Genomic DNA, 24365 nt, shown 5'->3' on the forward strand with positions numbered 1-24365 from the left:
GGTCCGGTGAGGTGGGGTTCAGTACGTGGCGGCGGGTGCGTCCGGAGCGCCGCCCCAGGTGCTCCCGTCCAGGAGGAGCAGGTCGGCGATGCCGCGCGGGGCGGTCTCCTCCTCGGCCTCGACGGTCTCCTCCTCGGGTTCCGGGGCCTCCGGTCCGCCGTCGCCGCAGCCGAACACCGCCGCGCCGAGGGCCTGTCCGGCACCGCCCGCTGCGCCGCCGGTGCGGTCCGGCTGCCAGGTGGACCACGGCTCGGCCGGTTCGGTGGCGACGGGCGGCCCCTCGGCGGCCCGTTCCTCGTCCTGCCCGTGCCGGGCGGGCGCGGCCGCCCACAGCAGCGGAACGAAGGCGCCCGCGCCGCGCTCCCAGAGCGTGGTGTCCTCCTCGGTGCCGCCCTCCGCGGGCCGGGGCAGGACGGCCGTCCGGCCTTCGGGGTCACCGGGGCCCGCCGAGGCGGCCGGCCCGGACGCGGCGCTCCCCGCCTCCGCGGTGGTCTCCCGGGGCGCCGCGGCGGCCTTCGCCGCGGTCCCCGCGGCCGTGCCCTTCGGCGTCCCCGTCCCCGCGGCCGTCCCCGCGGCCGGGGCCGTGACCGGCCCGCCGAAGCCCGGCAGCACGGCGGCCTCCCGGGCCGCCCCGGCCGTCCACGGCCCGGTGCCCGCGTCCAGCAGGCCCGCGGCCTCCGAGCGGGCGCCGGTCTTCTCCACGGTCCGGCCGGCCGTCCCCGCCACTCCCGCGGCCGGCAGCAGCGGTACCCCGCCCGCGGTCAGCCCCTCGCCGCCGGCGGCCGCGCCGGCGGCGGACCCGGCCTCCGGCTCGCCTGAGGCCGCCCCGGCCTCCCAGGGTTCCGTACTCGGCGTCAGCAGGCCCGAGGCGTCGGACCGCTCGCCCGAACCGTCCCCCCGGCCGGCGGGAGCGCCGCCACCCATGCCCGGCATGAAGGGCATCCCGGCGCCGCCCATGCCCGTCGGCAGGCCCGACTCGGTGGCCGCGCCGACCGGGAGCCCGGTGGCCGTTCCGGCGCCGTCCTGGAGCTCCTCGCCGGCCGCCTCCTCCCCGGTCCGGTCGGCCCGGCCGCCGAGACCGAGGCCGCGCGGGAACCCGGCGAGGCCGGAGGCCGTCCCGCGGCCGGTGGTCAGGCCCTTGCCGACCACGCCCGGACCGCCGAGGCCCGCGAGGCCGCCGAGCCCGAGTGCGCCCAGCGTGCCCAGCGTGGGCAGGCCCCCGAAGTCGGTCCCGTCGAGCCCGCCCAGCTTGTCGAGGCCGCCGTGACCGCCCAGGTCGGCCAGGCCGGGGTAGGTCCCGGGGTCGAGCGCGGCGAGTCCGCCGGGGCCGAGGCCGAGCCCGCCGGGGAAGGACAGCCCGGGCAGGTCCGGCAGCCCGGCACCGTCGAGGCCGCCCGCGCCGCCGAGCTCGCTCAGCCCTCCGGGGCCGCCCAGTCCGGCGAGGTCGTCGAGGCCGTCCGCGCCACCGGGGCCGGCACCGAGGTCCCCCGGCGCGCCGAGCCCGTCGAGGCCGGGCCCGGCGGCGAGGCTCGCGAGGTCGCCCCCTCCCGGGAGGTCCCCGCCGACGCCCTGCGGATCCGGCAGCGGACCGGGGCCACCGCCCGGACCGTCGCCGCCGGGCCCCTGGTGCTCGTCGGGGGTGTTGACCGGTGAGGGGACCGGCTGCGGGGAGACGATCGTGTCGGAGGTGAACCGGTAGTGCGAGGCGAGGCTCTTCAGCACCGTCCGCATGTCCTCGGTCATGTTGCGGACCAGCTCCGGCTTCTGGCTGATCGGGATGAGGCCGTTGGACATCGGTGTCAGGCCCAACTGCTGTGCCCGGTCGGCGTACCAGGTGTCGATCTCGGCGAGCTTGAGCCTGGCGTTCCTCAGCGTGACGGCATTGTTCGCCAGTTGCTGGGGGACGGAGTGCCGACCGGTCGAACCGCCGGACAGCACCTTGGCGTTGGCCGCGACCTGGCGGGAGAAGGTGGTCATGGTGTCGAGGAAGGAGTCCGCCGCCGGACCCTTCCAGGGGCCGTCCTCCCCGGCCAGCGCCTTGGCCTGGTCGACCAGGCTCTTCGCCACCGCCTCCAGCGACTTCTGCACCCGGTAGTAGGTGTTGGCGGCGTCCTGGAGCGACCGGGGATCGGAGACCGACCGGGCGTGGGACAGGTTGGCGTCGTCCCCGACCCCGGCGGACATGCCGCTGACGGCCGCCATGATCTGCTTCCAGTCCCAGAGGTCGTAGTCCCCCTCGGAGCCGGTGGCCGAGCCGTCGGTGGTCCCGAAGACGGCTCCGTCGTCGCCCTGGTGGAAGCCGTGGCCGTTGTAGTCGGGCACGTCCCGTTCTCCTCTCGATCCGTCCGACCGGGCCGCGCCGGTCAGGCCGGGGCGGGGGTGTTGCCGCCGGACCCGTTGCCGGTGCCGCCGCCGGTGTTGGCACCGGTGGTGTTCGCCGTGCCGGTGCCACCGTTCGCGGTGACCACGGCGTTGAAGTCGCCGACGGCGTCGGCCACAGCCTGCTGGAAGTCCCTGGCCGTCATCCCGTTGGCCTCCTCGACCGTGCGGTACTTGGCGCTCAGCGCCCTGACGCCGTCCCGCAGGTCCGTCAGCCCGGTGATCAGCGAGGAGAGCGACTCGCCGAAGTCCTTCTTCAGCCCGGCGTCGCCGTTCGGCCCGTTCACCCGGTTGCGCATGACGTTGGCGTGGTAGAAGGACCCCGGCGCGACGCGAACGCCGTCCAGGGCGGTGGCGACCTCGCTCATCGGCCGGATCAGCCGGTCGATGTTGGCCGCGAACACGTCCAGGGAGGGCGTGCTCACCGCGACGGTGCCCGGGCCGGTCGCGCCGTGCCGCGGCACGACCGGGACCGCGAAGGGGTTGGTGTCGCTGAACGTCCCGTGCCCGGCACCGATGTGGGGGTCACCGGTCCAGTGGTCCGCGCCGCCCGAGCCGCCGCCACTGCTGCCGGAACCGCCCCCGTAGTCGTTGGGGTTGATGTTCGGGTCGGAGGACTGGTGGGAGTCGTCGCGCGCGGCGAGGGACTCGTCGGTCGCCGACACGTCACTGGTCCCAGAGGCTCACGCCGTGCCGCTCGCCCTGGTGGTAGGACTCGTGGATCTGCCCGAGCGCGGTGGTCGCGTTCTGTGCCTGGAGCACCATGTCGCCGGCCGCTGCGTCCCACTTGGTCTTCGCGGTGTCGTAGGTCGTGCGGGCGTCGCTGCTCCACTCGCTGAGGTGCTGCGCGGTGCCGTCGTCCAGCTGGCTGAGGGTCTGCTGGAGCTTGTTGCTGATCGCGGCCATCTCACCGACGATGTACTCGACCTGGGTCATGTTGACCGCGTAGGTGCTCATGGGTGTGACTCCTCCTGGGGTTCCGGGGGCGGGCGGCGCGGCCGGGGCGGGGCCCGTGGACCGGCCCGCGCCCGGCCTGGTGCACGGGGCGTGCGCTAGAAGCCGGGCAGCGGGGTGGCCATGCCCTTGCTGAGCTGGGAGGCCATGTCCGTGGTGGCCTGGTGGGTCGTCCCGTACGACCCGGTGTTCGCCTGGAGCTTCTCCAGCATCAGACCGAGCTGCGTACGGACGGTGCCGAAGTCCTGGAGCCAGGTGTTCATCGCCCCGAGGTACGTGGTCGAGGCGTCACCGGTCCAGCTGGACTGGAGCGTCTCGATCTGGCCGGCCATCTGGGTGTAGGTGCGGTTCGCCTCGTCCAGCGCGGTCTGGAAGTTGCTCTGGGCGGCCAGCATCCCCTCGATGCTGACGGAGGTCGTCTGGTTGGCCATCAACCGGTCCTTTCGGTCGTGCGGTCAGGAGTGCTGCCGTGCTGAGCCTCTGTCGCCCATGCTGCTCCACCCGGTGCCGCCCGGGCCGCGGATCACCCCTCCGCTGCCCCGCCGACCCCGGATCACTGCACCGGCCGCCCGTCGGCCGAGGCGCGGAGCGGGGCGGGAAGGTCCGCCGGGGTGACGGTGCGCGCACGGGCGGAACCGGCGATCCGCAGCGCCAGCAGGTGCGCCCCGCGCGCCCCCAGCGAGCCGTCCTGTCCGGCCAGCTCCGCCGACACCTCGTCGCTGACGACGAGACCCAGCGACTCCAGCCGCCGGACGGTCAGCGCGGCAAGCTCGGCGCCGGTGTACGGGGGCAGCGGCAGGTACTCCGCGAAGAAGCCCGCGAGATCCGTCCGCGCCGCCAGCAGGCCCATCAGGAACGGCGCGCGCCCGGAGAGCACCAGGGCCGCGCCGTGCGCGTCCCGACCGGCCGCCCCGGCCGCCAACGCGTCCACCACCGCCGCCTGTTCGACGGCGGGCCGACGCTCGAACAGCGGGTCCGCCTCGACCAGCAGCACGCCGCCCGCGGCCCGCCGGAAGGCGTCCGCGACGGGACTGCGCGGCTGCTCCGCCCACCGGGCGGGCACGGCCGACAGCCGCAACCGGTCCAGCGTGCCGAGCGGGACGAGGCCGAGCTCGGCCAGGGACCGGGCGTAGGCGGCGGCCAGGGCCCGCCGGCCGCTGCCGGGCGTACCCTCCAGGACGACGTCCGCCAGGCCGGCGGCGCCTTGTCCGGCCGCGGCCAGGGCGTCCAGCCGGGCCGCCAGCGCCTGCCGAACCGGGACCAGGCCGACCAGTCCTGCCAGGTGGCGGCCGGCCGCCGGTCGGGCTGCGGCTCCGGCCCCGGGGGCCGCCGCGGCGGCGGGGGACGGTGTCGAGGGGGCGTCCGCGGGCGATCGGTTCGCCTCGGCACGGACGGCTTCGGCACGGACGGCTTCGGGACGCACGGGCTCTCCGCGCACGGCGGTGACGTCGGCGGCCGTGAGCACGCTGAGCTCGCCGTCGTCCGCGGGCGGCCGGACGGCCAGCCTGGACGCCTGGTTGCTGATCATCGACTCGAAGACCTGCCGGGCGACCCGACCGTTCCCGAAGGTCGGCCCCTTCGGGACGTCCTCGAAGTGGCGGGTCAACGCCTCCACCGCGCCGCCGGTCGGTTCGTAGCAGTGCTTGGCGCACAGGCCCCGGACGATGGTCACCAGCTCGCCCGGCGCGTAGTTGGGGAACTCCACCGTGCGCGAGAAGCGGGACGCCATCCCCGGGTTGGAGGCCAGGAACTGGTCCATCTGCTCGGAGTAGCCCGCCACGATGACGACGATCTCGTCACGGTGGTCCTCCATCAGCTTCATCAGCGTCTCCACCGCCTCCTGCCCGAAGTCCGGCCCGGTGCCTCGGGACTGATTGGTCAAGGTGTAGGCCTCGTCGACGAAGAGCACCCCGCCGAGCGCCCTGGTGAAGACCTCCGTGGTCTTGATGGCGGTGCCGCCGATGATCTGGGCGACCAGGTCGGCGCGGGCCACCTCCACGATGTGGCCCTGGCCGAGGATGCCCAGCTCGGCGAGGACGGCGCCGTAGAGCCGGGCCACGGTGGTCTTGCCGGTGCCGGGCGGACCGGCGAACACCAGGTGCCGGCTCATCGGGGGCATCGGCAGGCCCATCTCGCTGCGCCGCTTGGTCATCCGGTTGAGGTTGATCAGCCCGGTGACCTCCCGCTTGACGCTCTCCAGGCCGACCAGCGCGTCCAGTTCGGCCAGCGGCCCGGTCCCGCCGTGCGCGGGCGGGCCGTCCGCCGCCGGGCCGGGCTCCGAGCCGGTGGAGGCCCCGGCCCGCGCGGCGGCGCCGTCGTGCGCTCCGCCCGTGTCCCGGGCCGCCGCACCCCGGACCGCCGGGTCCTGGCCCGCATTCTCCTGGACGTCGCAGTCGTGGAGGCGCACGGAGCCCGCCGGACCGGCGCACCGCACCCCGCCGCCCGCGTTCTCCACGACCGCGCAGTTGCCGAGGTCGGCCCTGGCACCCGCCCGGACGTCGACGCCGTAGCCGCGGGCCCCGCTGACCCGGCACCCCACCGCGGTGAACGAGCCGCCGGCCAGCACCCGCACGCCCTCGGCACCCGAGCCGGTGAACTCGCTCTCATGGGCGGTCAGTTCGCCGTCCTCGCCGACGACCGCCGGGCAGCCGTCCAACAGCGAGGCGGTGACCCGGACGCTCGCCCCCGCCGCCACTCCCAGGCCCCGGCCCGGGCCGGTGGTGGTGATCCGCGCACCGGTCAGCAGGCCGGTGGCGCGGCCCGTCAGCTCGACGGCCGTCCCGCCGGCCAGGGTGATCGCCGCCGCCCGCAGCGACACCTCCGCACCGCCGTCGGCCCGGACGCCGTGACCGGCCGCCCCGGTGACGGTCAGCCGGTCGAGCTCCCCGCCGGCCCCGTCCGTGACCAGGACGGCGGTGGTGGCGGCGTCCCGCACGGTCAGCCCGTCGGCCACGACGGCGCTGCCGGGGCCGCTCACCCGGAGCCCGACCGGCGTCCCGGTGATCTCGCAGTCCCGGAGCACCGGCCGCCCGCCGCCGGTCACCTCCACCCCGCTGCCCGCCGCCCCGGTGACCGTGCAGCGGCGCAGCACCGGCGCCGCACCCTCCGCGACGTGCACCGCCTGCCCGGCCGAGCCGGAGAGGACGCAGTCGGTCAGGGTGGTCTCTCCCCGGCTGGTGAGGTAGGCGTCGACAGCGGCGCTGCCGCTCACCGTCACCCGGTGCAGGGCCGCCCGGCCCTCCTGCTCCACGGCGAGGCCCGGTTTCCCGCTGCCGGTGATCCTGACGCCCTCGGCCAGCACCGACCCGCTGCCGTTGACACAGATCCCGTTGCCCCGCGGCCGGTCCAGTCGGCAGTCCCGGACCTCCAGCCGGCCGCGCTCGGCGACCACCACCGCCGAGGAGCCGGCGTCCGTCACCTCGGTCTCCTCCAGGACACTCGCCGCGGTGGAGGTGACGACCACCCCGGCACCGTACGGGTTGACCACCCGGCAGCCGCGCGCCGCGAGGGTGGCGTCCTGACGCACCAGCACGGCGGCCCACGCGTCCCCGGTGATCCGGCAGCCGTCGAGCGCGGACTGCCCGCGGCGGAGGTCCAGGACGGGAGCCTGCCGGTCGTCACCGGAGAGCACGAGGCCGGACAGCTGCACCGCCTCGGCGTCCACGACCACGGTGCTGCCGGCGGCGGCGTGCACCTCGACGCTCCCGGCATCCCCGGCCGCGGCCACGGTGACCGGGCGCGTGATGCCGAGCGCCTCCTCGTATCGGCCCGGCGCGACGGTGATCAGCGCGCCCTCGGGGGCCTCGGCGAGGGCGCCGGAGATCGAGCGGTGGGCGCCCGGGCGGTGCGGGGAGACGAGCAGCACCTGCCTGCTCACAGGCCGGCTCCTTCGGTACGGGGGGCGGGTGTCCGGGCGCCGGACGGCGGGGGAACGGAGGTGCGGGCAATGGACGGCGGGGGAACGGTCGTGCGGGGAACGGACGGCGGGGGAACGGTCGTGCGGGGAACGGACGGCGGGGGAACGGACTGCGGGGGAACGGGCATCAGCCCGGGCGGGTCGGCGCCGTCGACGGTCTCGTCCGTCCCGGCCGCCGCCAGTGCGGCCGGGATCCGTTCCAGACCGGCCAGCGCCATCGCGTCCAGCTTCACCGGCCGCAGATCCACCCGGCCGTCGGCGGCGATCTCGGACGGCGAGAGCTCGCGCAGCATGACCGTCCGGCCGTCCACCCGCAGCACCTTGAAGCCGGTGCCCGGCAGGAAGAGCACCCGGTCGGGCACGGCCGGGTCCAGTATGGCCGTCCGCCGGGCCGTCATCGACCAGACCAGCACGTCCGTCCCGTCCGGGGGCCCGGCGTGGAGGGTGGTGCGGGCGTGGCAGAAGGCCCACTCGGTGAGCAGCCCGCCCTCGCGGTAGAGCGCACGCTCCGCCTCGGCCAGCCCACTCCGGAGCAGGACCGGCCCGCGGTACGAGGGCAGTCTGCGCAGCCCGGCCGCCACGCACCGGGCCAGCGGCACGTGCGGACCCGGGTCGGCGCTCCGGACCGCGGCGTCCGCCCGGCGGCTGTCCCCGGACAGGTAGAGCCGGACGGAGACCAGCTCGGTGAGCGCGGCTGCCGCCTCGGCGCGGTCCGTACCGCGCAGGCCCGGGGACTCCGACATCACCCGGGAGACCGATCCGGCGATCGCGTTGAACTGCTCGCTGAAGGTGCGGCGCACCCAGCCGCGCTCCTGCTCGATTCCCCGCTCGGGCGGGACGGCGCAGGCCGCGGCCCCGGGGACGGGCTGCACCCGCGCGCGCAGACCGTCCGACGCCGGGACGGCGGCGGACGCGGCAGGGGCACCGGGCACAGCGGGCGCTGCGGGAGCGGCCGGGGACGGCGAGGGGGACGGCGCCGGATCCGGCACGGTCTCCGGTGCGGGAGGGGGCGGCGGTCCTCCGGACTCCAGCCGGAACCCCGGGACGGACGCCGGGGCCGGGGCGGGCGTCGCGGGGGCGGGCGCGTCGGGGCTCGGTTCGACGGGACCGACCGCGGTGGGCTCGGGCGCGGTCGGCTCGGGCACCAGGGGCCCGGGCGGAACCGGGCTGCTCGGAACGGACGCGACAGGTCCTGGCTCGGCCGTGGTCGGCCCGGGCGGGGCCGGCGGACGGACGGCCACCGGCCGGGGCGTCGCCGCTCCGGCCACCGCCACGGCCACGGCCACCGCGCCGACGTCGGCCGACGGCCTCGGACCGCCGGCCACGACCGGCGGTGCCGGCTCCTGTACCCGCGTCTCCGGCTGCACCCGTACCGGCGCCTGCGACTGCGACTGCGCCGGGAGGTGCACCACCGCGTGCCGGTCCTGCCCGTACCACGGCGCGCCGAGCACCCGGGCCGCGTCCGGCGAACCCGCACCCGGCACCGCGACCGGCAGCGCCGGGTACCGCACCACCCGGTGCCCCAGCGCGTCGGCGAGCGCCTGCCCGGGCTCGGCCGTCCCCGGTGCCTCCAGGGTGCCGTGCAGCACGAACCTGACCGCCGGCCGGGCGCTGGGCAGTACCGTGCCCCAGAACCGCGCCACCGCGTCCAGGGCGACCGCGGGGGCGCCGGGGCTGCCGATCACGACGAGCAGCAGGTCGAGGTCGGCCGGGACCGCCTCGACCAACCGCCGCCGGTGGGCGGCCGGGGGCTCCTCGCGCGTGCTGCGCACCCAGACACCGCTCGGCAGGGGTTCGGCGACGGTGTCCGGCCCGAACGGCAGAGGAGCGGCCGGGCTGGTGAACTCCCAGACCGGCTTGGGGAAGCGCCGCGAGTCCCGCTCCGCCGCACGGCCGGGGGTGAAGCGCAGCCACCCCTCGCCGCGGTCCGCGGGGACGAAGAGGCCGCCGCTGACCGTAGGCGTCGGCTCGCCGTCGGCCGCGAGGACCTCGCGGCCGAGCCGCTCGGCGATCAGGGCACCGGCCCGGCGGATCTCCTCGCGGGGGCCGCGGCCGAAGACCAGGCGCAGGCTGCGGTAGCGGGCGGGCGCCAGCAGGCGGGCCACCGCCTGCCATTCGCGCTCGACGGCGGCCGCGGGCAGGTCGAGGACGACCAGGGTGTGCCGGTCATCGGTGGCGAGGCGGCGGGCGAACTCCACGGCCCGGTGGTCGGGTTCGCCCTTGGGGTGGATGAGGAGGGTGCCGCCGCCGGCGGCGCGCAGGCGCAGTCTCACGGCCGCTCCCCCGTCACCGTCGCGCCGCGGCGCGGCTGAGGGCGGGGCCCTCGGGCAGCAGCGCGAGGACGTCGGCGGGCAGGACGAGGGGGTGGTGGGAGTCGCCGAGGCCGAGCGCGCGGGCGGCGTCGCCGTCGGCGATCGGGTAGCGCGCGCCCTGCTCGGTGAGCAGGTACTGCTGCCCGCCGCCCGGGGCGGTGGCGAGGGCGCCGGTGCCGGGCGGCATGACGACGGGCCGTTCGGCGGCGGGAGCGAGCACGAGGCGCTTGTCGTCGCCGGGTCCGGTGCGCAGGCAGAGCTGCCCGGCGGCGGGGGCGCGCAGGCCGATGACCGCGGGGAGCCGGGTGAGCAGGCCGCGCTCGGCGGAGACCGGGGCCGCCGCGACATCCGCCTGGGTGACGGTCAGCGGGGCCGGGGTGCCGGGCACGGCGGCGAGCAGGGCGTACTCGGTCGCGCCGACGGGGGCGAGGCCGTCGGCGCGCTGGAGGTAGTGGTGGGCGTCGGTGCCGGTGCCGGTGCGGAACAGCTGGCCGGTCACGGTGGTCCGGCCGGCGACGGTACCGGCCGGGCTCCCGGTGCCGGGCAGCACGCCGGGGGCGAGCGGCGTGCCGGTGGGCACGGCGGCGAGCCATTCGGCAGGGGCGGCGAGGGCGGGGCGGTCGTCGAGGCCGAGGGCGACCAGCGCGGAGTCGGCGGGGACGGGGTACTTGGTGTCGTGCAGCAGCAGGTAGCGGGCGCCGTCCGGACCGGTGGCCAGGGCCGCCCGGTCGGCGGGCAGCGGGGCCAGCACGTCCGCGGCGGGCCCGAACACGAGGGTCTGACCAGCGCCGCCCGCCGTGCCCGGCCCGCCCGTGCCGGGAGGGGTGCCCGTCCTCAGGCAGCGGGCCCAGGCACCGGTGAGCAGCCCCGAGGCTGCCGGCACCGTGTCGGGGGCGTCCGGGATGCCGATCGGGATCCCACGCGGGGTGCCGGCCAGGGTCTTGGCGGGGACGGCCTCGGGTGCGGCCGGGCCGCCGGCGAGGAGCAGGGCCGAGGCCCGGTTGCGGGCCGGGCGCAGCTCGCCGTCCAGGTAGACGTAGCGGTTGCCGGTCTCCCTCTCCACCAGGACGGTGCCGTTCTTGCGCCACGCGGTGCTGGGCGCCGGTGCGAGGAGGCCGTATCCGGCCGCTCCGCCGCAGAGCAGCACGGCGACGCCCGCGCCGAGGACGGTGCCGAGCGCGGAGCGGCGGGTGGGGCTGTCGCCCTGGCCCGGGTCTCCCCCGACGAGGGCGGAGGCGAGTCGGCCCATCGCGAACCGGTGGGACTGGACGTGGTCGCGTCGTGTCTGCATGCCCGTTCTCCTCTAACCGGCCAGCGCGCGAAGGCGGGTGTACGCGCCGAGGACCTGGAGCAGCAGCGGCAGCAGTGCGATCGCGGTGGCGGTCTCGGCGAGGTCGCCGAGGTGTCCCCAGATCGGCAGCAGCCGCGCCTGCGGCAGCCGCCCGGCGGCGAACAGCAGCAGGACGGCGGCGGCGAGCAGCAGCGTGGCGGCCGCCGCCGCCCCGGCGGGCCCGGTGGGGGCGACGCGAAGGACGAGGAGCAGCGCCGGCGGGTAGGCGCCGGCGAGCAGTGCGGGGATCCGCTGGAGGGTGCCGTCAGTGTTGCGGGCGCGCAGCAGCACGGCCGCGCCGAGGGTGAGCGGCAACAGCCACCCGGTCCAGCCGTCGTCGAGGAGGACGAGCAGGGTGACGGAGGCGCTCTGCACGAGCGCGGAGGCCGCGGCGATGCTGTCGAGGCAGGCGGTGGCGACGGTGACCCGGCGGGCCAGCCGGTCGTCGGGCTCGGGGTCGAGGTCCCGCTGGAGTTCCTCGGCGTCGTGCGGCAGGTGGGGCACGCGCAGGCGCGCGGCGCGCAGGGCGAGGCGCGGCGCCAGGTGGCCGAGGACGAAGGACGCCACGGCGAGCAGGGCGGCGGCCCGAGCCGGGTCCGTCCAGCCGGCCCGGACCAGGACGGCACCGCTGGCGGCGGCGACGGCGGTGAGCACGGCCGTGCCCGGGACGGCCAGCGGCAGGGCGCCGACGCCGAGCAGCAGGGCGGCGAGCGCCACGACGCCGGCGGCGGCGGCCGGAACGCCGACGGCGGCGTCCGGAGGGTGTCCGGGGCCGGGGGCGGCACGCAGGGTGAGCCCGGCCAGCGCGGCGAGGAGGAGCGCGCCGGTGCCCGCGAGCAGGACGCCGCCCCGGAGGGCGCCGGTGCGGGCGGCGACGGCGCAGCAGACGGCGAGGACGGCGGCGCCGGCGGCGCAGCGGGCGGCCGTGGCCGGGCCCGCGCCAGCGGTGAGCAGGGCGGCGGCGAGGGCGGCGAGGGCGGTGCCGGCCAGGAGCAGGGCGAGGGCGCGGGTGAGGCCGGGGTGCCAGCGGCCGGGGCCGCGGCCGACGCGGTCGGCGACGCCGTCGGCGATGTCGTCGAAGTGCAGGGCGGGCAGCGGGTCCTCGGCGGGGCGCAGCCGCAGCACGTCGCCGTGGCGCAGGCCGGCGGTGGCCGGGGTGGCCTCGGGGTCGAGGGGGTCCTCGCCGAGGCGTTGCAGGACCCAGGCGGGGGTGGCCCGGTCAGGGGTGGCGGGGAGGTCCCGGGTCAGGACCGGCAGCAGGGCCGCGACGGTGGTGGTGACCGGGACGGCGAGGTCGGCCCGGCCGGCGGGGCCGTCGACGGTGATGCGGCAGACCTCGGTGGTCTCCACCGGGGGCGGTGCGGTGGTCATGGTGCTCCAGTCGGGGCGGGGGGTGCGGGAACGAGGCCGGTCTGGACGAGCGTGACGGTGCGCCGGGTGACCAGCTGGGCGCGGCCGGGGGGCAGGGTGCGGGGCCTGGCCTCGCCGAGGAACCTGCCCTCCTCCTTGGGGTAGGAGAGCAGCAGGGCGGGGTTGCCGAGTTCCCACATCCTGCGCAGCAGCGGGTCCATGACGGCGCGCATGGCGCCGGAGGTGCTGCGGGCGACGACCAGGTGGAGGCCGATGTGAACGCCCTGGGCGAGCAGCGGGACGAGCGGGGCGGTCGGGGAGGGCGCGCCGGGCGGGCCGGTGAGCAGGTCGTGGTCGTCGACGAGGACGAAGAGTCTGGGGCCCTGCCACCAGTCGCGCCGGGCGAGCTGCTCGGGCGTGATGTCGGTGCCGGGAAGCCGGCTGCCGACGGAGACGGCGGCGCTCTCCGCGAGGCGTCCGAGCCCGTCGGTGTCGACGGCGAGGCCGACCCGGTAGTCCTCGGGGACGTCGTTGAGGAGTCCGCGGCCGGGGTCGGCCAGCAGGATGCGGGCTTCCTCCGGGCGGTAGCGGGCGGTGATGGCGCGGACGGCGAGGCGCAGGGCGTTGGTCTTGCCGGTCTCGCCGTCGCCGAAGACGGTGAGGTGCGGCGTGGTGCCGAAGTCGTGCCAGACCGGGGCGAGCCGCTGTTCGTCGTGGCCGAGGCAGAACCGCAGGTCGGGGGTTTCGGCCGGGCCAGGGAGCCGGTCGGCGTCCAGTCGGGTGGGGAGCAGGCGCACGCCGGGGGCCGCGCTGCCGGGGGCGAAGGCGTCGATCTCAGCGACGGCGGCCTTGGTGGCGGCGGTGAGGTCGTCGGTGCGGGCGGAGCCGTCGAGCCGGGGCAGTGCGGAGAGGAAGTGGTGCCCGGTGGCGGTGAGCCCGTGGCCGGGCCGGTGCGGCACGGCGGCGGCGGCCTTGGAGCCGACCTCGGACTCCATGGAGTCGCCGAGGCGCAGTTCGAGCTTGGTGCCGAGCAGGTCGCGCAGCCGGGAGCGGAGTTCGGACCAGCGTACGGCGGAGGCGACGACGTGGATGCCGTAGGAGAGCCCGCGGGCGGCGAGGTCCATCACCCGCTGTTCCAGGTCCTCGTACTCCTGGCGGAGCGTGGCCCAGCCGTCGACGACCAGGAAGACGTCGCCGTACGGGTCGTCGACGGCGCGGCGGGCGCGCAGGGCGCGGTAGGCGGCGACGGACTCCAGGCCCAGAGAGGTGAAGAGCTGTTCGCGGCGTTCGAGGAGCTGGTGGACTTCCTCGACGGTGCGCAGCACGCGGTCGCGCTCCAGCCGGGTGGCGACGGAGCCGACGTGCGGGAGGCCCGCGGTGGAGACCAGGCCGCCGCCGCCGAAGTCCAGGCAGTAGAACTGGACCTCCTCGGGAGTGTGGGCGAGCGCCAGGGCGAGGATGAGGGTGCGGAGCAGGGTGGACTTGCCGGTCTGCGGGGCTCCGACGACACCGATGTGGCCGTCGGCCCCGGAGAGGTCCGCGAGGAGCAGGTCGCGCAACTGCTCGAAGGGGCGGTCGACCAGGCCGAGCGGGACGCGCAGTGCGCCGCGCAGCCGCGGGTCGGAGGTGGCGAGGCCGCGGTCCGGGTCGGGCACGATGCCGGGCAGCAGCTGGTCCAGGCTGGGCGGGGCGGTGAGCGGGGGCAGCCAGACCTGACGGGCGGGCGGTCCGGCGTCCTCCAGCCGGGCGACCAGGACCTCGGAGAGGCTGTCGTCGCCCTCCTCGGCCGGCTGGTCCTCGGCGGGTCGCCGGCGCAGGGCCTGTTCGGCGAGGGAGAGCAGGGCCGCTTCCTCCTCGAGGCGGGCGGAGGCGAACGGGCCGGACCGTTCCAGGCCGAAGGCGGTGACCTCCCGGACGGGCAGCCCGGCGCGCACCTGGTCGGGACGGGGCGCGGCCGGCGCGGGGCCGGAGACGTAGGCGGCCTTGAAGCGGACCAGGTTGGTGGTGTCGACCTTGAGGTAGCCGTTGCCGGGGGCGGACGGCAGTTCGTACGCGCTGGCGGTGCCGATGACACTGCGGGACTCCATGGAGGAGAAGGTCCTTAGCGCGATGCGGTACGAGAGGTGGCCCTCGACGCGGTGGATCCGGGATTCGTCCAGGCGCTGGGACGCGAGCAGCAGGTGCACTCCGAGGCTGCGGCCGAGTCGGCCGACGGATACGAAGAGGTCGATGAACTCGGGTTTGCTGGCGAGGAGTTCGGAGAACTCGTCGACGACGATCAGCAGTGCGGGCAGCGGGGCGAGGGTGGCCCCGGCGGCGCGGGCCCTCTCGTACTCGTAGAGGGAGGCGTGGCCGGCCTCGCGCAGCAGTTCCTGGCGGCGGATCATCTCGCCGCTGATGGAGTCGCGCATCCGGTCGACGAGGTGGAGTTCGTCGGCGAGGTTGGTGATGACGGCGGAGGTGTGCGGCAGCCGGTCGAGGTGGAGGAAGGTGGCGCCGCCCTTGAAGTCGACCAGGACGAGGTTGAGGAGTTCGGAGGAGTGGGTGGCGGCCAGGCCGATCACGAGGGTGCGCAGCAGCTCGCTCTTCCCGGAGCCGGTGGCACCGATCAGCAGGCCGTGCGGGCCCATGCCGCCCTGGGCGGACTCCTTGAGGTCGAGCTCGACCACCTCGCCGTCCTCGGTGACGCCGATCGGCACCTTCAGCCGGGCGTCCTGCGCCTGCCGGGGGCGCCACTTGGCGGCGGTGTCGTAGCCGCGGACGTCGCGGATGCCGAGCAGCGTCGCCAGGTCGACGTCGGACTCCAGCGGACGGTCCCGCAGGTCGGCGCCACCGGCGGTGCGCAGCGGGGCCAGGGTCCGGGCGAGGGTGTCGGCCTCGGCGGCGCCGAGCCGGTCGGCCCGAGCGGTGACGGTGGCGCTCCCGGCGGGGAGCGCGACCCGGCCCTCGCGGACGGTGAGCCGCAGCACCCGGGGGCCGCCGGGGACGGTGCCGGTGAGGTCGAGGAGGACGACGCCGCGCAGTCCGGCGCCGCGCAGGCGGGAGGTCTCCGGCAGGCGCACGCCCTGGGCGACGACCACCACGAAGGGTTCGGCCACGCCGGGGGCGGAGCCGGCCTCGTGGTCCGGCCGGTCGCGGACGCCGGTGCCGAGGAGGTCGAGCAGGGCGTCGTGGTCGCCGGCGGCCAGCCGGGCGGGGCCCGCGGCGTCCTCCTCCTGCGGGTGGGCGTTGTGCGGCAGCCACTTCAGCCAGTCCCACTCCCGGCGGCCGGCCTCGTCGGCGAGGACCGCGACGCGCAGTTCGTCTGGCGAGTGGAGCACGGCGAGCCGGCCGACCACGGCGCGGGCCAGGGCGAGGGCGTCCTCGTGCTCACCGACGAACTCGACGGCGGTGAAGCGCTGGAGGGAGACCGGGAGGGGAAGGTCCGGCACCGTCCGGTGCGCGTGGGTGAAGCGGCGCAGCGAGACCGCGCAGAGCGGTTCGAGGTCCTCGACCGGCTTGGTCCTGGGGGGCAGGAACTCCAGGGCGGCACGGCGGGGGCCGGTGCCGATCCGGATCCGGGCGAAGTCCGCGTGGCCGGGCCGGCGCTCCCAGAGGCGGGGGCCACCGGCCAGCGCCCACAGGTGGGCGGGGTCGGGTTCGTCCCAGAACAGGGCCGCGCGCTGCCCGGCGGCGGCCTGCCGGGCCTGGCGGCGCTTCTGGGCGAGGTAGCGCAGGTAGTCGCGGCGCTCGGCCCGGATGCGGCGGCGGCGCTCGGCGCCGGGGCGGCCGATCTGGACCAGGGTCATGCTGACCATGGCGATGCCCATCATCCCGGACATCGCGTACATGGCGGTGCCGCCGTTGCCGACGGAGAACATCAGCACCATCGCGCCGGTGCCGAGCCCCATCGGCAGGTACGTCAGCACGGAACCGAAGTCGGCGGTGGCGGGCTCGCCGAGGACCGGGGGCTCCGCCAGTTCGACCTGTTCCTCGGGCAGGCCCGGTCCCTCGGCGCGGGGCGGACGTCTGACGACCACGGTGCTCACGTCCCGTACTCTCCCGTTCCTCTGCTCCGCCGTGCCGTGCCGGCGTGCTCTGCTTCGCGCTCCGCTGCCGGTCCGGGCGCTGCGGGTCCGGTCGGCGGTTCGCTCCGGTCGCTCCGGGTCGGAGCCTAGGAACCGCCGGTGGGGGCTCCCGCCGTCCGGGCGGTTCTCTGTCCCGGCGGCCCAGGAAGCGTGTCCGTTGGTGCATCCGGCAGCGTTTCGGGTGGTGGATCCGGCCGGGGCCGGGCCGGGCTTGCACCTTGATGCAAGGAAGCGGGTACGGAGGGTCCGGGCCTGCGCCGGAACCGGGCCGGCCGGCCGGGGCGGCGGTTGAATGACGCGGGCCCGAGGCCCGTCCCCCGGGCCGGCCGCGCCCGGCCCCTGCCGCCCGGGCGGGTCGCCCGGATGCCGGTGCGACCTCCGCACGGCCGGGCCCGACAACGAGGAGCAGAGACGCATGGAACGCGCGACGCCGTCCACGGACACCTCCGGCGCACCCGAGGGTGCGCTCTGGGACCGGACCCTGCCGTGGGAGGCCGACCCGGAGGGCGACCTCCAGGACTGCGCCCTCCCGGAGGGCGACCTGCCGGAGGGCGCCTTCCCGGACGGCGACCTGCCGGAGGGCGACCGACCTGGCGACGACCTGCCGGACGGTCCGCCGGAGGGAGCCGAAGCCACTCCCGGTGAGGCCGGCCGGCCCGCCGCGTCCGATCCGGGCCCCTCCGAACCCGCTGCGTCCGATCCGGGCCCCTCCGAACCCGCTGCGTCCGATCCGGGCCCCTCCGAACCCGGTACGGCCGCGGCCGAACCCACCGCTGCTGATGCCCCGGAAGCCGACGCACGCCAGCCCGCCACCGCCCCAGCCGCTCCGCCTCACCCCGCGGCTCTGTCAGCCGCGTCCTCCCGCTCGGGCGAGCGCCCCGGGAAGCTCGCGCGCGGGCGCCGGACCGGTGGCGGGCGGCCGGCGGACGGCGAGGAACAACCGGAGCGGACCGCCCGGATCGCCGGAGTCCTGGTCGCCGCCGGCGTGCTGGCGGCCCTCGCGGTCACCGCCCTGTCGGTCACCGCCGGTCCGGGCGAGGCCGACACGACCGCCCACGACTCCGCGACCGGCCCGGCGGCGGACGCGGCCCGGGTACCGGGGGCGACGGTGCGCGCCGACGTGGCGGCGACTCCGGACGCATCCGCCACCGCCGCGCCCGCTCCGGCCGCCGACGGCCCGACCGAGGCGCCGCCCGTCGCAGCGGAGCAGCCCGCCCCGGTGCCCGGGGCAGGCCCGCAGGGCGCCCCCGCCGCACCGGACGGTCGCACCGCGCCCGCGCCCGGAGTCGCACCGCCGCCCGCGGTGGGCGGAGCACCCTCGGCGCCGAAGAGCCAGGCGCCGGCCCCCGGTCCGGCCGCGCGGGCCACCCAGCCCCCGGCCGTGGCGACCGACCAGTCGCCCGCCTCCACGGCCCAGCCCGCTCCAGCCGCACCACCAGCCCCCGCCGCGGCCCAGCCCGCGCCGCCCGCCTCCGCGGCCCAGCCCACACCGGCCGCACCACCTGCACCGGCCGCGCCACCGGCCCCGGCCGCGCCGTCGGCTGCCGGCCGGATGATCGCGGGCTACGGGTCCGAGCGCTGTGCGGAGGTGTCCGCGCACGCCGCCGTGGACGGCTCCGCGCTGCGCCTGTGGGACTGCGCCGGTTCCGCCTGGCAGAGCTGGGAATTCCGGCCGGACGGCAGCGTCCGGTCGATGGGCCTGTGCCTGGACGTGGCCGGCGCCTCGGCCGCCGACGGCACGGCGATCCAGCTCGCCCGCTGCAACGGCGGCTGGGCCCAGCAGTTCGCGCTCAACCCTGCGCACGACCTGGTCAACATCCATGCCGACAAGTGCGTCGACGCCAGGGACCAGGGCACCGTCAACGGGACGGCTCTCCAACTGTGGGACTGCGTCGGCACCTCGAACCAGAAGTGGTACCTGCGCTGAGCCCGTCGGCGCCCGGCGGAGCCCGATGACGCGGGCGGGTTGCCGCCGGTGACGCCGACGGGCGACGCGGGGCCCTCGTGCCGACGACGGGGCGCGGATGCTCAGGGGGGACACGACCCGGCGGCCGACCGCGGTCCCGCTCCACCGCGCGCCCGTGCGCTCAGAGCACGCCGGACCTGATCGCGTGGACCACCGCGTGGGTGCGGTTGCGGAAGCCGAGCCTGGTCATCATGCCGCTGACGATGTTCTTGATGGTCCGTTCGGAGTAGCTGAGCTCACGGGAGATCTCGGCGGTGTCCAGGCCGTCGGCCAGCAGGCGCAGCACGGCCACCTCGCGGGTCTCCAGCCCGGCGGCGGTGAGGCCGCGCGGCCCCAGCACGTCGTGCTGGACGGACCGGAAGCCGTCGACCAGCCAGCCCTGGACCGTGGGGGGCAGATCGGTGCCGCCGACGGCCACCCGGCGGACGACCTCCAGGATCTGTTCGAAGTCGCACTGCTGACGCCAGAGCACGCCGCGCAAGCCGAGTCCGACCGCCCGCAGCACCTGGTGCTCCCGGATGCCCTCGGTGACCAGCACGATGCCCAGGGCCGGGTTCTCGGACCGGTCCGCGAAGTCCTCCAGCCGGGTCATCGTCTCCTCGGTCACGGCGCCGGTCAGCACGAGCGCGACGTCCGCGGACGGGAACTCCTCGGGCGCGAGCAGCCGGAGCCCGGGGTGGCGGCGGAGCCCGAGGGCCGCCCCCTCCCCCGTGATCGGGTCGCCGGCCAGTACGGCGATGGTGGTCGTCCGGATCACCCCGACCGCGCCGGTGCCGCGGCGGGCCGCGGACGGCCGCGCGACCGGTGCCGCGAACTGCGTCGTCCCGGGAGGCGCGAGCGGCGTGGCGAACTGGGTCGCGATCGGTGCGGCGGAGGTCTTCGCCCCCGGGTCGAGCTGGGTCGTCATGCGATCGGGCTGCCTGTCCTCGTCTGGTGGGGAACTTGTCCGTTCGGACGACGAGGACGCTAGACCGCCCCTCTTGTCAGGGACTTGTCCACGGATTGACGGCAGCGCCCCGCCGCCCCGGACCGGGGGCTCCGGGGCGGCGGGGCGCTGCCGGGTCACCGACGGTGGGTCACTGGGGGCGACGGGTCATGAACGGCGGTCAAGAGGGCCACGGGACGGGGGAGGCCGGAGGTCGTGGAGCGACCGGTCACCAGCGGTAGTAGCCCGTGGACCAGGCGTACCCGGTCGTGGAGACGCCGGTGCCCGCCGCGTCGTTGTAGGAGAAGCTGCCGACGAGTGCGCCGTTGCCCTGGTGCAGGACGACGAACTCCTTGCTGTCACCCGAGAGGTTGAGGGTGCTGCAGGTGCCGGGCTCCACGATCCTGGTGGAGAAGTGCCGGTTCGGGAACTCCGCGTAGGAGGAGTAGTAGCCGTCCGAGCAGAGGGTGAACTGGCCGGGCGTCGCCGCCTGGGCCGCCCCCGCCGGAACGAGGACGACGGTCAGGGCGGCGGCCGCACAGCCGGCCGCGGCGGACGCGCGGCGCAGGACGGTTCGGTCGAGGATCATCGGGGTCTCCCAGGTGTGGCGGTCGGTGAGTGGTAGTCGCACCGGGCATCCGTCGGCCGACGGTCGCCGGAGCGGACTCCACCGAGCAAACCCGTGCCACGCCCCCGCCGTCACCGCCCGCCGGGCCGTCCTGCCCCGGCGGCCACCGTTCACTGCCCCGGCGCCACCGGTCGCGCGCGACGGCCCGGCCGACGATCCGTCACCGGGCCTGCGGCACCGCCACTGGGGCGAGCAGTCCCGCCGCGGTCAGTGCCGCGGCGAGGGCGGGCGGCCCGGCGACGCCGAGCTTCGCGAGCGCCTTGGCCAGCCCGGCCGCCGCCGCCTGCGGACCGGTGCCGAGCCGCTCGCCGATCTCGGCGGGGCCGAGCCCGGTGGCGGCCAGCCGCGCGATCCGCACCTCCTGCCCGGTCAGCGGACGGCTCCCGGGCCCGTTCGGCGGTCCGCCCGAGCCGGCTCCGGCCGCTCCCGGCAGCCCGGCGCAGCGATCCGCCCACGGCACCGCACCCAGCTCCCCGAACGTACGACGCGCCGCACCCAGCAGTGCGTCCGCGTCCCGGCATCCCCTGGCGCGCAACCGGAGGCCGTGCGCCAGCTGCAGCCTGGCGAAGGTGAAGACCCAGCGCCGGGCGCCGGGAACGGCGCAGGCCGCCTCGAACAGGGCATCGGCATGCCTGTCGTCGGCGGCGATCGACTCCGCCGCGGCCAGCAGGAAGGCGTGGTGGCCGGAGATCTCGTCCATCCGCGCGGCACGGCCGGCCGCGACGTGCGCGGCCGCCTTCGCCCGGCGCCCGGTCCGCACGGCGGCCTCCACCAGGTCGAGGAACGGCAGGTGGAACCAGGGCAGGCCGGCCGGCAGCTCGCCGGGCCGCATCAGGGCGCTGAGCCGGCCGTAGGCGTCCTCGTCGCGCCCGTGCGCGAGGGCCGCCAGCGCGTGCAGGTGGTCGAGCTGGTCCGTGACGAAGCGCATGCCGGCCCGTTCGGCGACCGGGCGGATCCGCCGGTCTGCCTCGCGCAGGCCTTCCTCGTCGCCCCGCCCGGCCAGGAAGTGCGCGTGGTAGTGCCGGAACAGCAGGGCGTTGCAGTGGTAGCCGAGCTCCTCGGCCGCCTCGGCCTCGTGCAGACAGGTGGCGTCCTCGTTCCAACGGCCCCGCAGGTAGGCCCGGTAGACCTCGGCCTTGGCCACGGACCCGCGGGTCGCGTAGCCGTGCTGGCCGGCGAAGCGCCGCCGCAACGGACCGTCGGCGGCGTCCACTGCCGCGGCCGTCCAGAGCAGCAGCCAGGCTGCGCCGGCCTCCTGACCGCGATTCAGGCCGTCCAGCAGGGCGGTGAGAAGACCGGGCACGCCGTGCGCGGTGCGCGCCGGGTCCGACCAGGCCCGGTGGCAGAGCCGGGCGAGCGGGGACACCAGGCCCCGGTACTCGGCGAGCACCTGCCAGGCCCGGGCGTCGCCGGTGTACACGGCGGCGAGCAGCAGTTTGAAGTACGCCTGCTCGGCGAGCCCGCCGAAAGCCTCCGCGCCGGGCCTGGAGAGCGCCTCGATCGTCCCCGGCAGCAGCTCGACGGACGACGCGAACTCCACCCGGTGGCTCTGGTCCACGTAGACGACGGCGTACGAGAACAACGGGGCGATGTCAGCGGGGACCGGCCCGCGGCCGATCTCCTCGACCAGCCGCGCGGTGTGCCGCAACTGACCTCCCCGGGCCGCCGCGACGGCCGCCCAGGTCAGTCGGCGCGCCCGCTCGGCCGGGTCGGCGGTGAGCGCCGCCGAGCGGTCGAGCAGCAGGGCCGCCTCGGCGTCACCGCCGCGCCGCACCAGCCGGTGGCCGGCCTCCTGGAGGCGGGCCGCGAGGTCGTCGTCGGGGAGCAGCGCCGCGCTGGACTCGTGCACCAGCCGCCTCGGGTCGTCGGCGGTCAGGCCCTCGGCCAGCAGCCGGTGCGCCTCGCGCTGCCGGGCGCCGGAGGCCCGGGAGATGACGGCCCGGCGCACCAGCGGGTGCCGGAAGCCGAGACGGCCGGCCGAGTCGAGCCGGGCCAGCCCGCTGGCCTCCAGCGACTCCAGTACCGGCTCCACGTCCTCGCCCACCGCTCGCAGCCAGGCGGCCGAGCCCCCGGACGCCCCCGGCCCGGCCAGGGCGGCCAGCAGCAGGACTCGTTCGGCGGCCCGGGAGAGTCCGGCCAGGCGGTCCGCGAACAGCCGTTCCAGCCGCCTTCCGAGCGGCAGCTGCTCCGGCAGCGGAACGATCCCGCGCAGCTGGCCGCGGCGCAGCTGGCGCGGCAGCTCCACCAGGGCGAGCGGATTGCCGCCCGCCTCGTCCAGCAGGCGGGCCGCCGTGGTGCCGGCCAGGCCCGGGTGGCGCAAGTCGAGCAGTTCCCCGGCCTCCGCGGACGAGAGCGCGCCGACCTCGACCGGGTGCATCGACCAGGCCTCCACCGTCGAGTCCTCGGGCCGGCTGGCGCTGACGATGACGACCGGCAGGGCCGCGATCCTCCGGTGCAGGAAGGCGAAGACCGCGATGCTGGAGGAGTCCACCCAGTGCAGGTCGTCGACCAGCAGCAGCAGCGGACGGCTGCGGGCCGCCGCGGCGAGCAGCGCGAGGGCCGACGCCCCCACGGTGAAGCCGCCCGGCGGCGGACCGGGGCGCAAGCCGAGCGCGTGCTCCAGGACGTCCCGCTGATGCGGCGGCAGGTCCCCGACCTGTTCGAGGAGGGGCCAGAGGACTTGGTGGAGGCCGCTGAACGCGTACTCGCGCTCCACTTCGGAGCCGACCGCCCGCAGCACGGTGAACCCGGCCTCGGCCGCTCGGCCGGCGGTCCACTCCAGCAGGGCCGTCTTGCCGATGCCGGCCTCGCCGCGCAGCAGCACCGCCGCCCCGCCGCCCCCGGTCCGCGCGCCCTCCAGGGCCTCGCTCAGCCGCGCGGTCTGCCCGGCGCGCCCTACCAGCCGTGCCGGTCCCGGCTCCTGGTCCTGGCTGGCCTGCCCTTGGCGGTGCGTGCTCTCCACCTGCGTCGTGCCTCCCCGGGGACCCGTCCCCCGGGTCCGTCGTCCTCGTCGGGACCGGACCCGCGAGTGGCGGCGGCCACCGACCGTCGCACGGCCGACCGAGGTGCCCGGCGGCAGCGCGCGGGCCAGACTACCGGTCGTCCGGCCGGGTCGCGGCCACGGGCGCCGCGCCCGCGCCCCGGGCCGGACTTGGCGCCCACTTGGCGCGGCGGCGCTGCCCGGGGCCGGCCTGCCGGCGGAGTTCCGGACCGCCGTCCTGGGCGCGACCGCAGGGGCGGCGCCCCGGGTCGCCCGGGCGGAGTTCGCCGCACTGACCCGCCCGTCGAGTGACTCCGGCCACCGCGGCGCGCCGACGCCGGGCGCTCCGGTGGCCGGGCGCTCCGGTGGCCGGGCGCCCCGGTGGCCGACGCTCCGGCAGCAAGTGGCTGCCAAGGGGTCCTGTCGACACTGGTCCACGTGACACCGATCGATCAGGCCCAGGCCGGCCTCCACCCCTACACCCGCGAGATGGCGATGATCCACCGGATCTTCCGCCGGGAGTCGCGGCTGATGGCCACCCTCGTCGCCGCCGTTCCCGCGGGTGACACCGACCGCGCCGACGTCCTCGCGGGCGCCTGGCACCTCTACGTGCTGGGACTGCACGTCCACCACACCGGCGAGGACGAACTGCTCTGGCCCCCGCTGCGCCCGCGGCTGACGCCCGACGAGGCCGGGCGCCTGGCTCTGGTGGAGGCCCAGCACCAGGCCCTCGACGAGGGACTGGGCAGGACCTCCGCGCTGATGGAACGCTGGACGGCCGACCCTTCCGAGGAGACCCGCGGCGCGCTGGTCGCCGCCCTGCGCGACCACCACGACCTGCTCCGCGCCCACCTGGACGCCGAGGAGGCGACCGTGATGCCCCTGGTGGCCGCGCACATCGGACCGGAGCAGTGGCGTGCCGTCGGCGAGCGCGGCCTCGCCCGGACCCCGCGCCACCGGTTGATGATCGCCCTGGGCGCGATCCTGGAGGACGCCTCCGAGAGCGAGCGGGCGGAGTTCCTCGGCCGGCTGCCGCTGCCCGCCCGGCTGCTCTGGCGCCTGGCCGGGCGGCGCCAGTACCGCCGGGAGATGCAGAGGGTCCGCGGCGACCTCACCGGGGCCCCGCCGGCCGGCGCGGACGCGGACGCCGTCGCGAGTGCGGCGGTCGGCGCGACGCGCCGCCCGGGAGTGTCCGGGCCGTGATGACCGGTGACCAGCCCGTCCTCCGGACCGGACCGGTGCGGACGACGGCGTGGACCGGGCCGGCCGATGTGACCTTCGGCCGCCACCCGGAGCACGGCATCGTGGCGGCCGACCGCACCGCCGGGGCCAACGCGTCCTGGATGCTCCAGCGGCTCGGCTTCCACGAAATCCCCGGCCGTTCCGGCCTCTACGCCCTCGCCGACCCGTTCCACGACGGCGTCGCCCGCACCGCGGCCGCGGTCACGCTGATGCGCCGGGCCGGATACCGGGTCGCCGGTGACAGCGCCTTCGACGGCTCCCACTGACCGCTGGGGGCCCTCCGCGGCCCTGAGCCCGGCAGCCGTGACGCACCGCG

General features: G+C 77.0%; 15 protein-coding genes. 3 read left to right on the plus strand and 12 right to left on the minus strand.

What is annotated here, in order from left to right; genetic code table 11:
* Positions 1 to 18: 18 nt before the first annotated feature.
* From IF01_RS44440 to IF01_RS0130595, 9 genes are all read right to left on the minus strand, one after another.
* Positions 19 to 2322 (minus strand): WXG100 family type VII secretion target, encoded by a 2304-nt coding sequence (locus tag IF01_RS44440; RefSeq protein WP_030396823.1) that lies wholly within the window; start codon positions 2320 to 2322, stop codon positions 19 to 21.
* Positions 2323 to 2363: 41 nt separating this feature from the next.
* Complete coding sequence (locus IF01_RS0130560; RefSeq protein WP_030396824.1) at positions 2364 to 3044, minus strand: hypothetical protein; 681 nt, start codon at positions 3042 to 3044, stop codon at positions 2364 to 2366.
* 1 nt (position 3045) lies between these two features.
* The gene (locus tag IF01_RS0130565) at positions 3046 to 3336 is read right to left on the minus strand and encodes a WXG100 family type VII secretion target (protein ID WP_030396825.1); all 291 of its coding nucleotides are present in this window, start codon (positions 3334 to 3336) and stop codon (positions 3046 to 3048) included.
* A gap of 95 nt (positions 3337 to 3431) precedes the next feature.
* Positions 3432 to 3764 (minus strand): WXG100 family type VII secretion target, encoded by a 333-nt coding sequence (locus IF01_RS0130570; RefSeq protein ID WP_030396826.1) that lies wholly within the window; start codon positions 3762 to 3764, stop codon positions 3432 to 3434.
* 122 nt (positions 3765 to 3886) lie between these two features.
* Positions 3887 to 7210 (minus strand): right-handed parallel beta-helix repeat-containing protein, encoded by a 3324-nt coding sequence (locus tag IF01_RS0130575; RefSeq protein ID WP_030396827.1) that lies wholly within the window; start codon positions 7208 to 7210, stop codon positions 3887 to 3889.
* Positions 7207 to 9522: a hypothetical protein gene (locus IF01_RS47780; protein ID WP_037781717.1), complete on the minus strand. Its 2316-nt coding sequence runs from the start codon at positions 9520 to 9522 to the stop codon at positions 7207 to 7209. The genes IF01_RS0130575 and IF01_RS47780 overlap by 4 nt, the downstream gene beginning before the upstream one ends.
* Before the next feature lie 13 nt (positions 9523 to 9535).
* Complete coding sequence (gene eccB, locus IF01_RS0130585) at positions 9536 to 10852, minus strand: type VII secretion protein EccB (RefSeq protein WP_030396829.1); 1317 nt, start codon at positions 10850 to 10852, stop codon at positions 9536 to 9538.
* Between the two features lie 12 nt (positions 10853 to 10864).
* Positions 10865 to 12262 (minus strand): type VII secretion integral membrane protein EccD, encoded by a 1398-nt coding sequence (gene eccD, locus IF01_RS0130590; RefSeq protein ID WP_030396830.1) that lies wholly within the window; start codon positions 12260 to 12262, stop codon positions 10865 to 10867.
* Positions 12259 to 16269, minus strand: coding sequence for a type VII secretion protein EccC (locus IF01_RS0130595; RefSeq protein ID WP_030396831.1), 4011 nt, complete (start codon positions 16267 to 16269; stop codon positions 12259 to 12261). The genes eccD and IF01_RS0130595 overlap by 4 nt, the downstream gene beginning before the upstream one ends.
* Before the next feature lie 454 nt (positions 16270 to 16723).
* Here IF01_RS0130595 and IF01_RS48585 point away from each other — a divergent pair, with 454 nt between their 5' ends.
* Positions 16724 to 18235 (plus strand): ricin-type beta-trefoil lectin domain protein, encoded by a 1512-nt coding sequence (locus tag IF01_RS48585; protein WP_051756517.1) that lies wholly within the window; start codon positions 16724 to 16726, stop codon positions 18233 to 18235.
* Positions 18236 to 18395: 160 nt separating this feature from the next.
* Here the strand turns inward: IF01_RS48585 and IF01_RS0130605 are convergent, their stop codons facing one another.
* The 3 genes from IF01_RS0130605 to IF01_RS0130615 all read right to left on the minus strand — a co-directional run bounded on the left by IF01_RS0130605 (position 18396) and on the right by IF01_RS0130615 (position 22789).
* A complete protein-coding gene (locus IF01_RS0130605; protein WP_051742643.1) occupies positions 18396 to 19181 on the minus strand; it encodes a response regulator transcription factor in 786 nt (261 codons plus the stop codon).
* A 247-nt stretch (positions 19182 to 19428) separates the two neighbouring features.
* The gene (locus IF01_RS0130610) at positions 19429 to 19830 is read right to left on the minus strand and encodes a hypothetical protein (RefSeq protein ID WP_157855390.1); all 402 of its coding nucleotides are present in this window, start codon (positions 19828 to 19830) and stop codon (positions 19429 to 19431) included.
* A gap of 157 nt (positions 19831 to 19987) precedes the next feature.
* Complete coding sequence (locus IF01_RS0130615; protein ID WP_051756519.1) at positions 19988 to 22789, minus strand: ATP-binding protein; 2802 nt, start codon at positions 22787 to 22789, stop codon at positions 19988 to 19990.
* A gap of 456 nt (positions 22790 to 23245) precedes the next feature.
* Between IF01_RS0130615 and IF01_RS0130620 the strand changes: the two genes are divergently transcribed.
* Both IF01_RS0130620 and IF01_RS42540 read left to right on the plus strand, forming a co-directional pair.
* Positions 23246 to 24010 (plus strand): hemerythrin domain-containing protein, encoded by a 765-nt coding sequence (locus IF01_RS0130620; protein ID WP_051742641.1) that lies wholly within the window; start codon positions 23246 to 23248, stop codon positions 24008 to 24010.
* On the plus strand, positions 24010 to 24315 hold the full coding sequence (locus IF01_RS42540; protein ID WP_051742640.1) for a hypothetical protein: 306 nt from the start codon (positions 24010 to 24012) through the stop codon (positions 24313 to 24315). Before IF01_RS0130620 ends, IF01_RS42540 begins: the two co-directional genes overlap by 1 nt.
* Positions 24316 to 24365: the final 50 nt, after the last annotated feature.

This window comes from Kitasatospora purpeofusca (assembly GCF_000718025.1).
Lineage (GTDB): Bacteria > Actinomycetota > Actinomycetes > Streptomycetales > Streptomycetaceae > Kitasatospora > Kitasatospora purpeofusca.

Bases quoted from the DNA above. Each gene is read 5' to 3' on its own strand.
- IF01_RS48585 (WP_051756517.1), top strand. From the start codon at position 16,724: ATGGAACGCGCGACGCCGTCCACGGACACCTCCGGCGCACCCGAGGGT.
- IF01_RS0130570 (WP_030396826.1), bottom strand. From the start codon at position 3,764: ATGGCCAACCAGACGACCTCCGTCAGCATCGAGGGGATGCTGGCCGCC.
- IF01_RS0130565 (WP_030396825.1), bottom strand. From the start codon at position 3,336: ATGAGCACCTACGCGGTCAACATGACCCAGGTCGAGTACATCGTCGGT.
- eccB (WP_030396829.1), bottom strand. From the start codon at position 10,852: ATGCAGACACGACGCGACCACGTCCAGTCCCACCGGTTCGCGATGGGC.
- IF01_RS0130605 (WP_051742643.1), bottom strand. From the start codon at position 19,181: ATGACGACCCAGCTCGACCCGGGGGCGAAGACCTCCGCCGCACCGATC.
- eccD (WP_030396830.1), bottom strand. From the start codon at position 12,262: ATGACCACCGCACCGCCCCCGGTGGAGACCACCGAGGTCTGCCGCATC.
- IF01_RS42540 (WP_051742640.1), top strand. From the start codon at position 24,010: ATGACCGGTGACCAGCCCGTCCTCCGGACCGGACCGGTGCGGACGACG.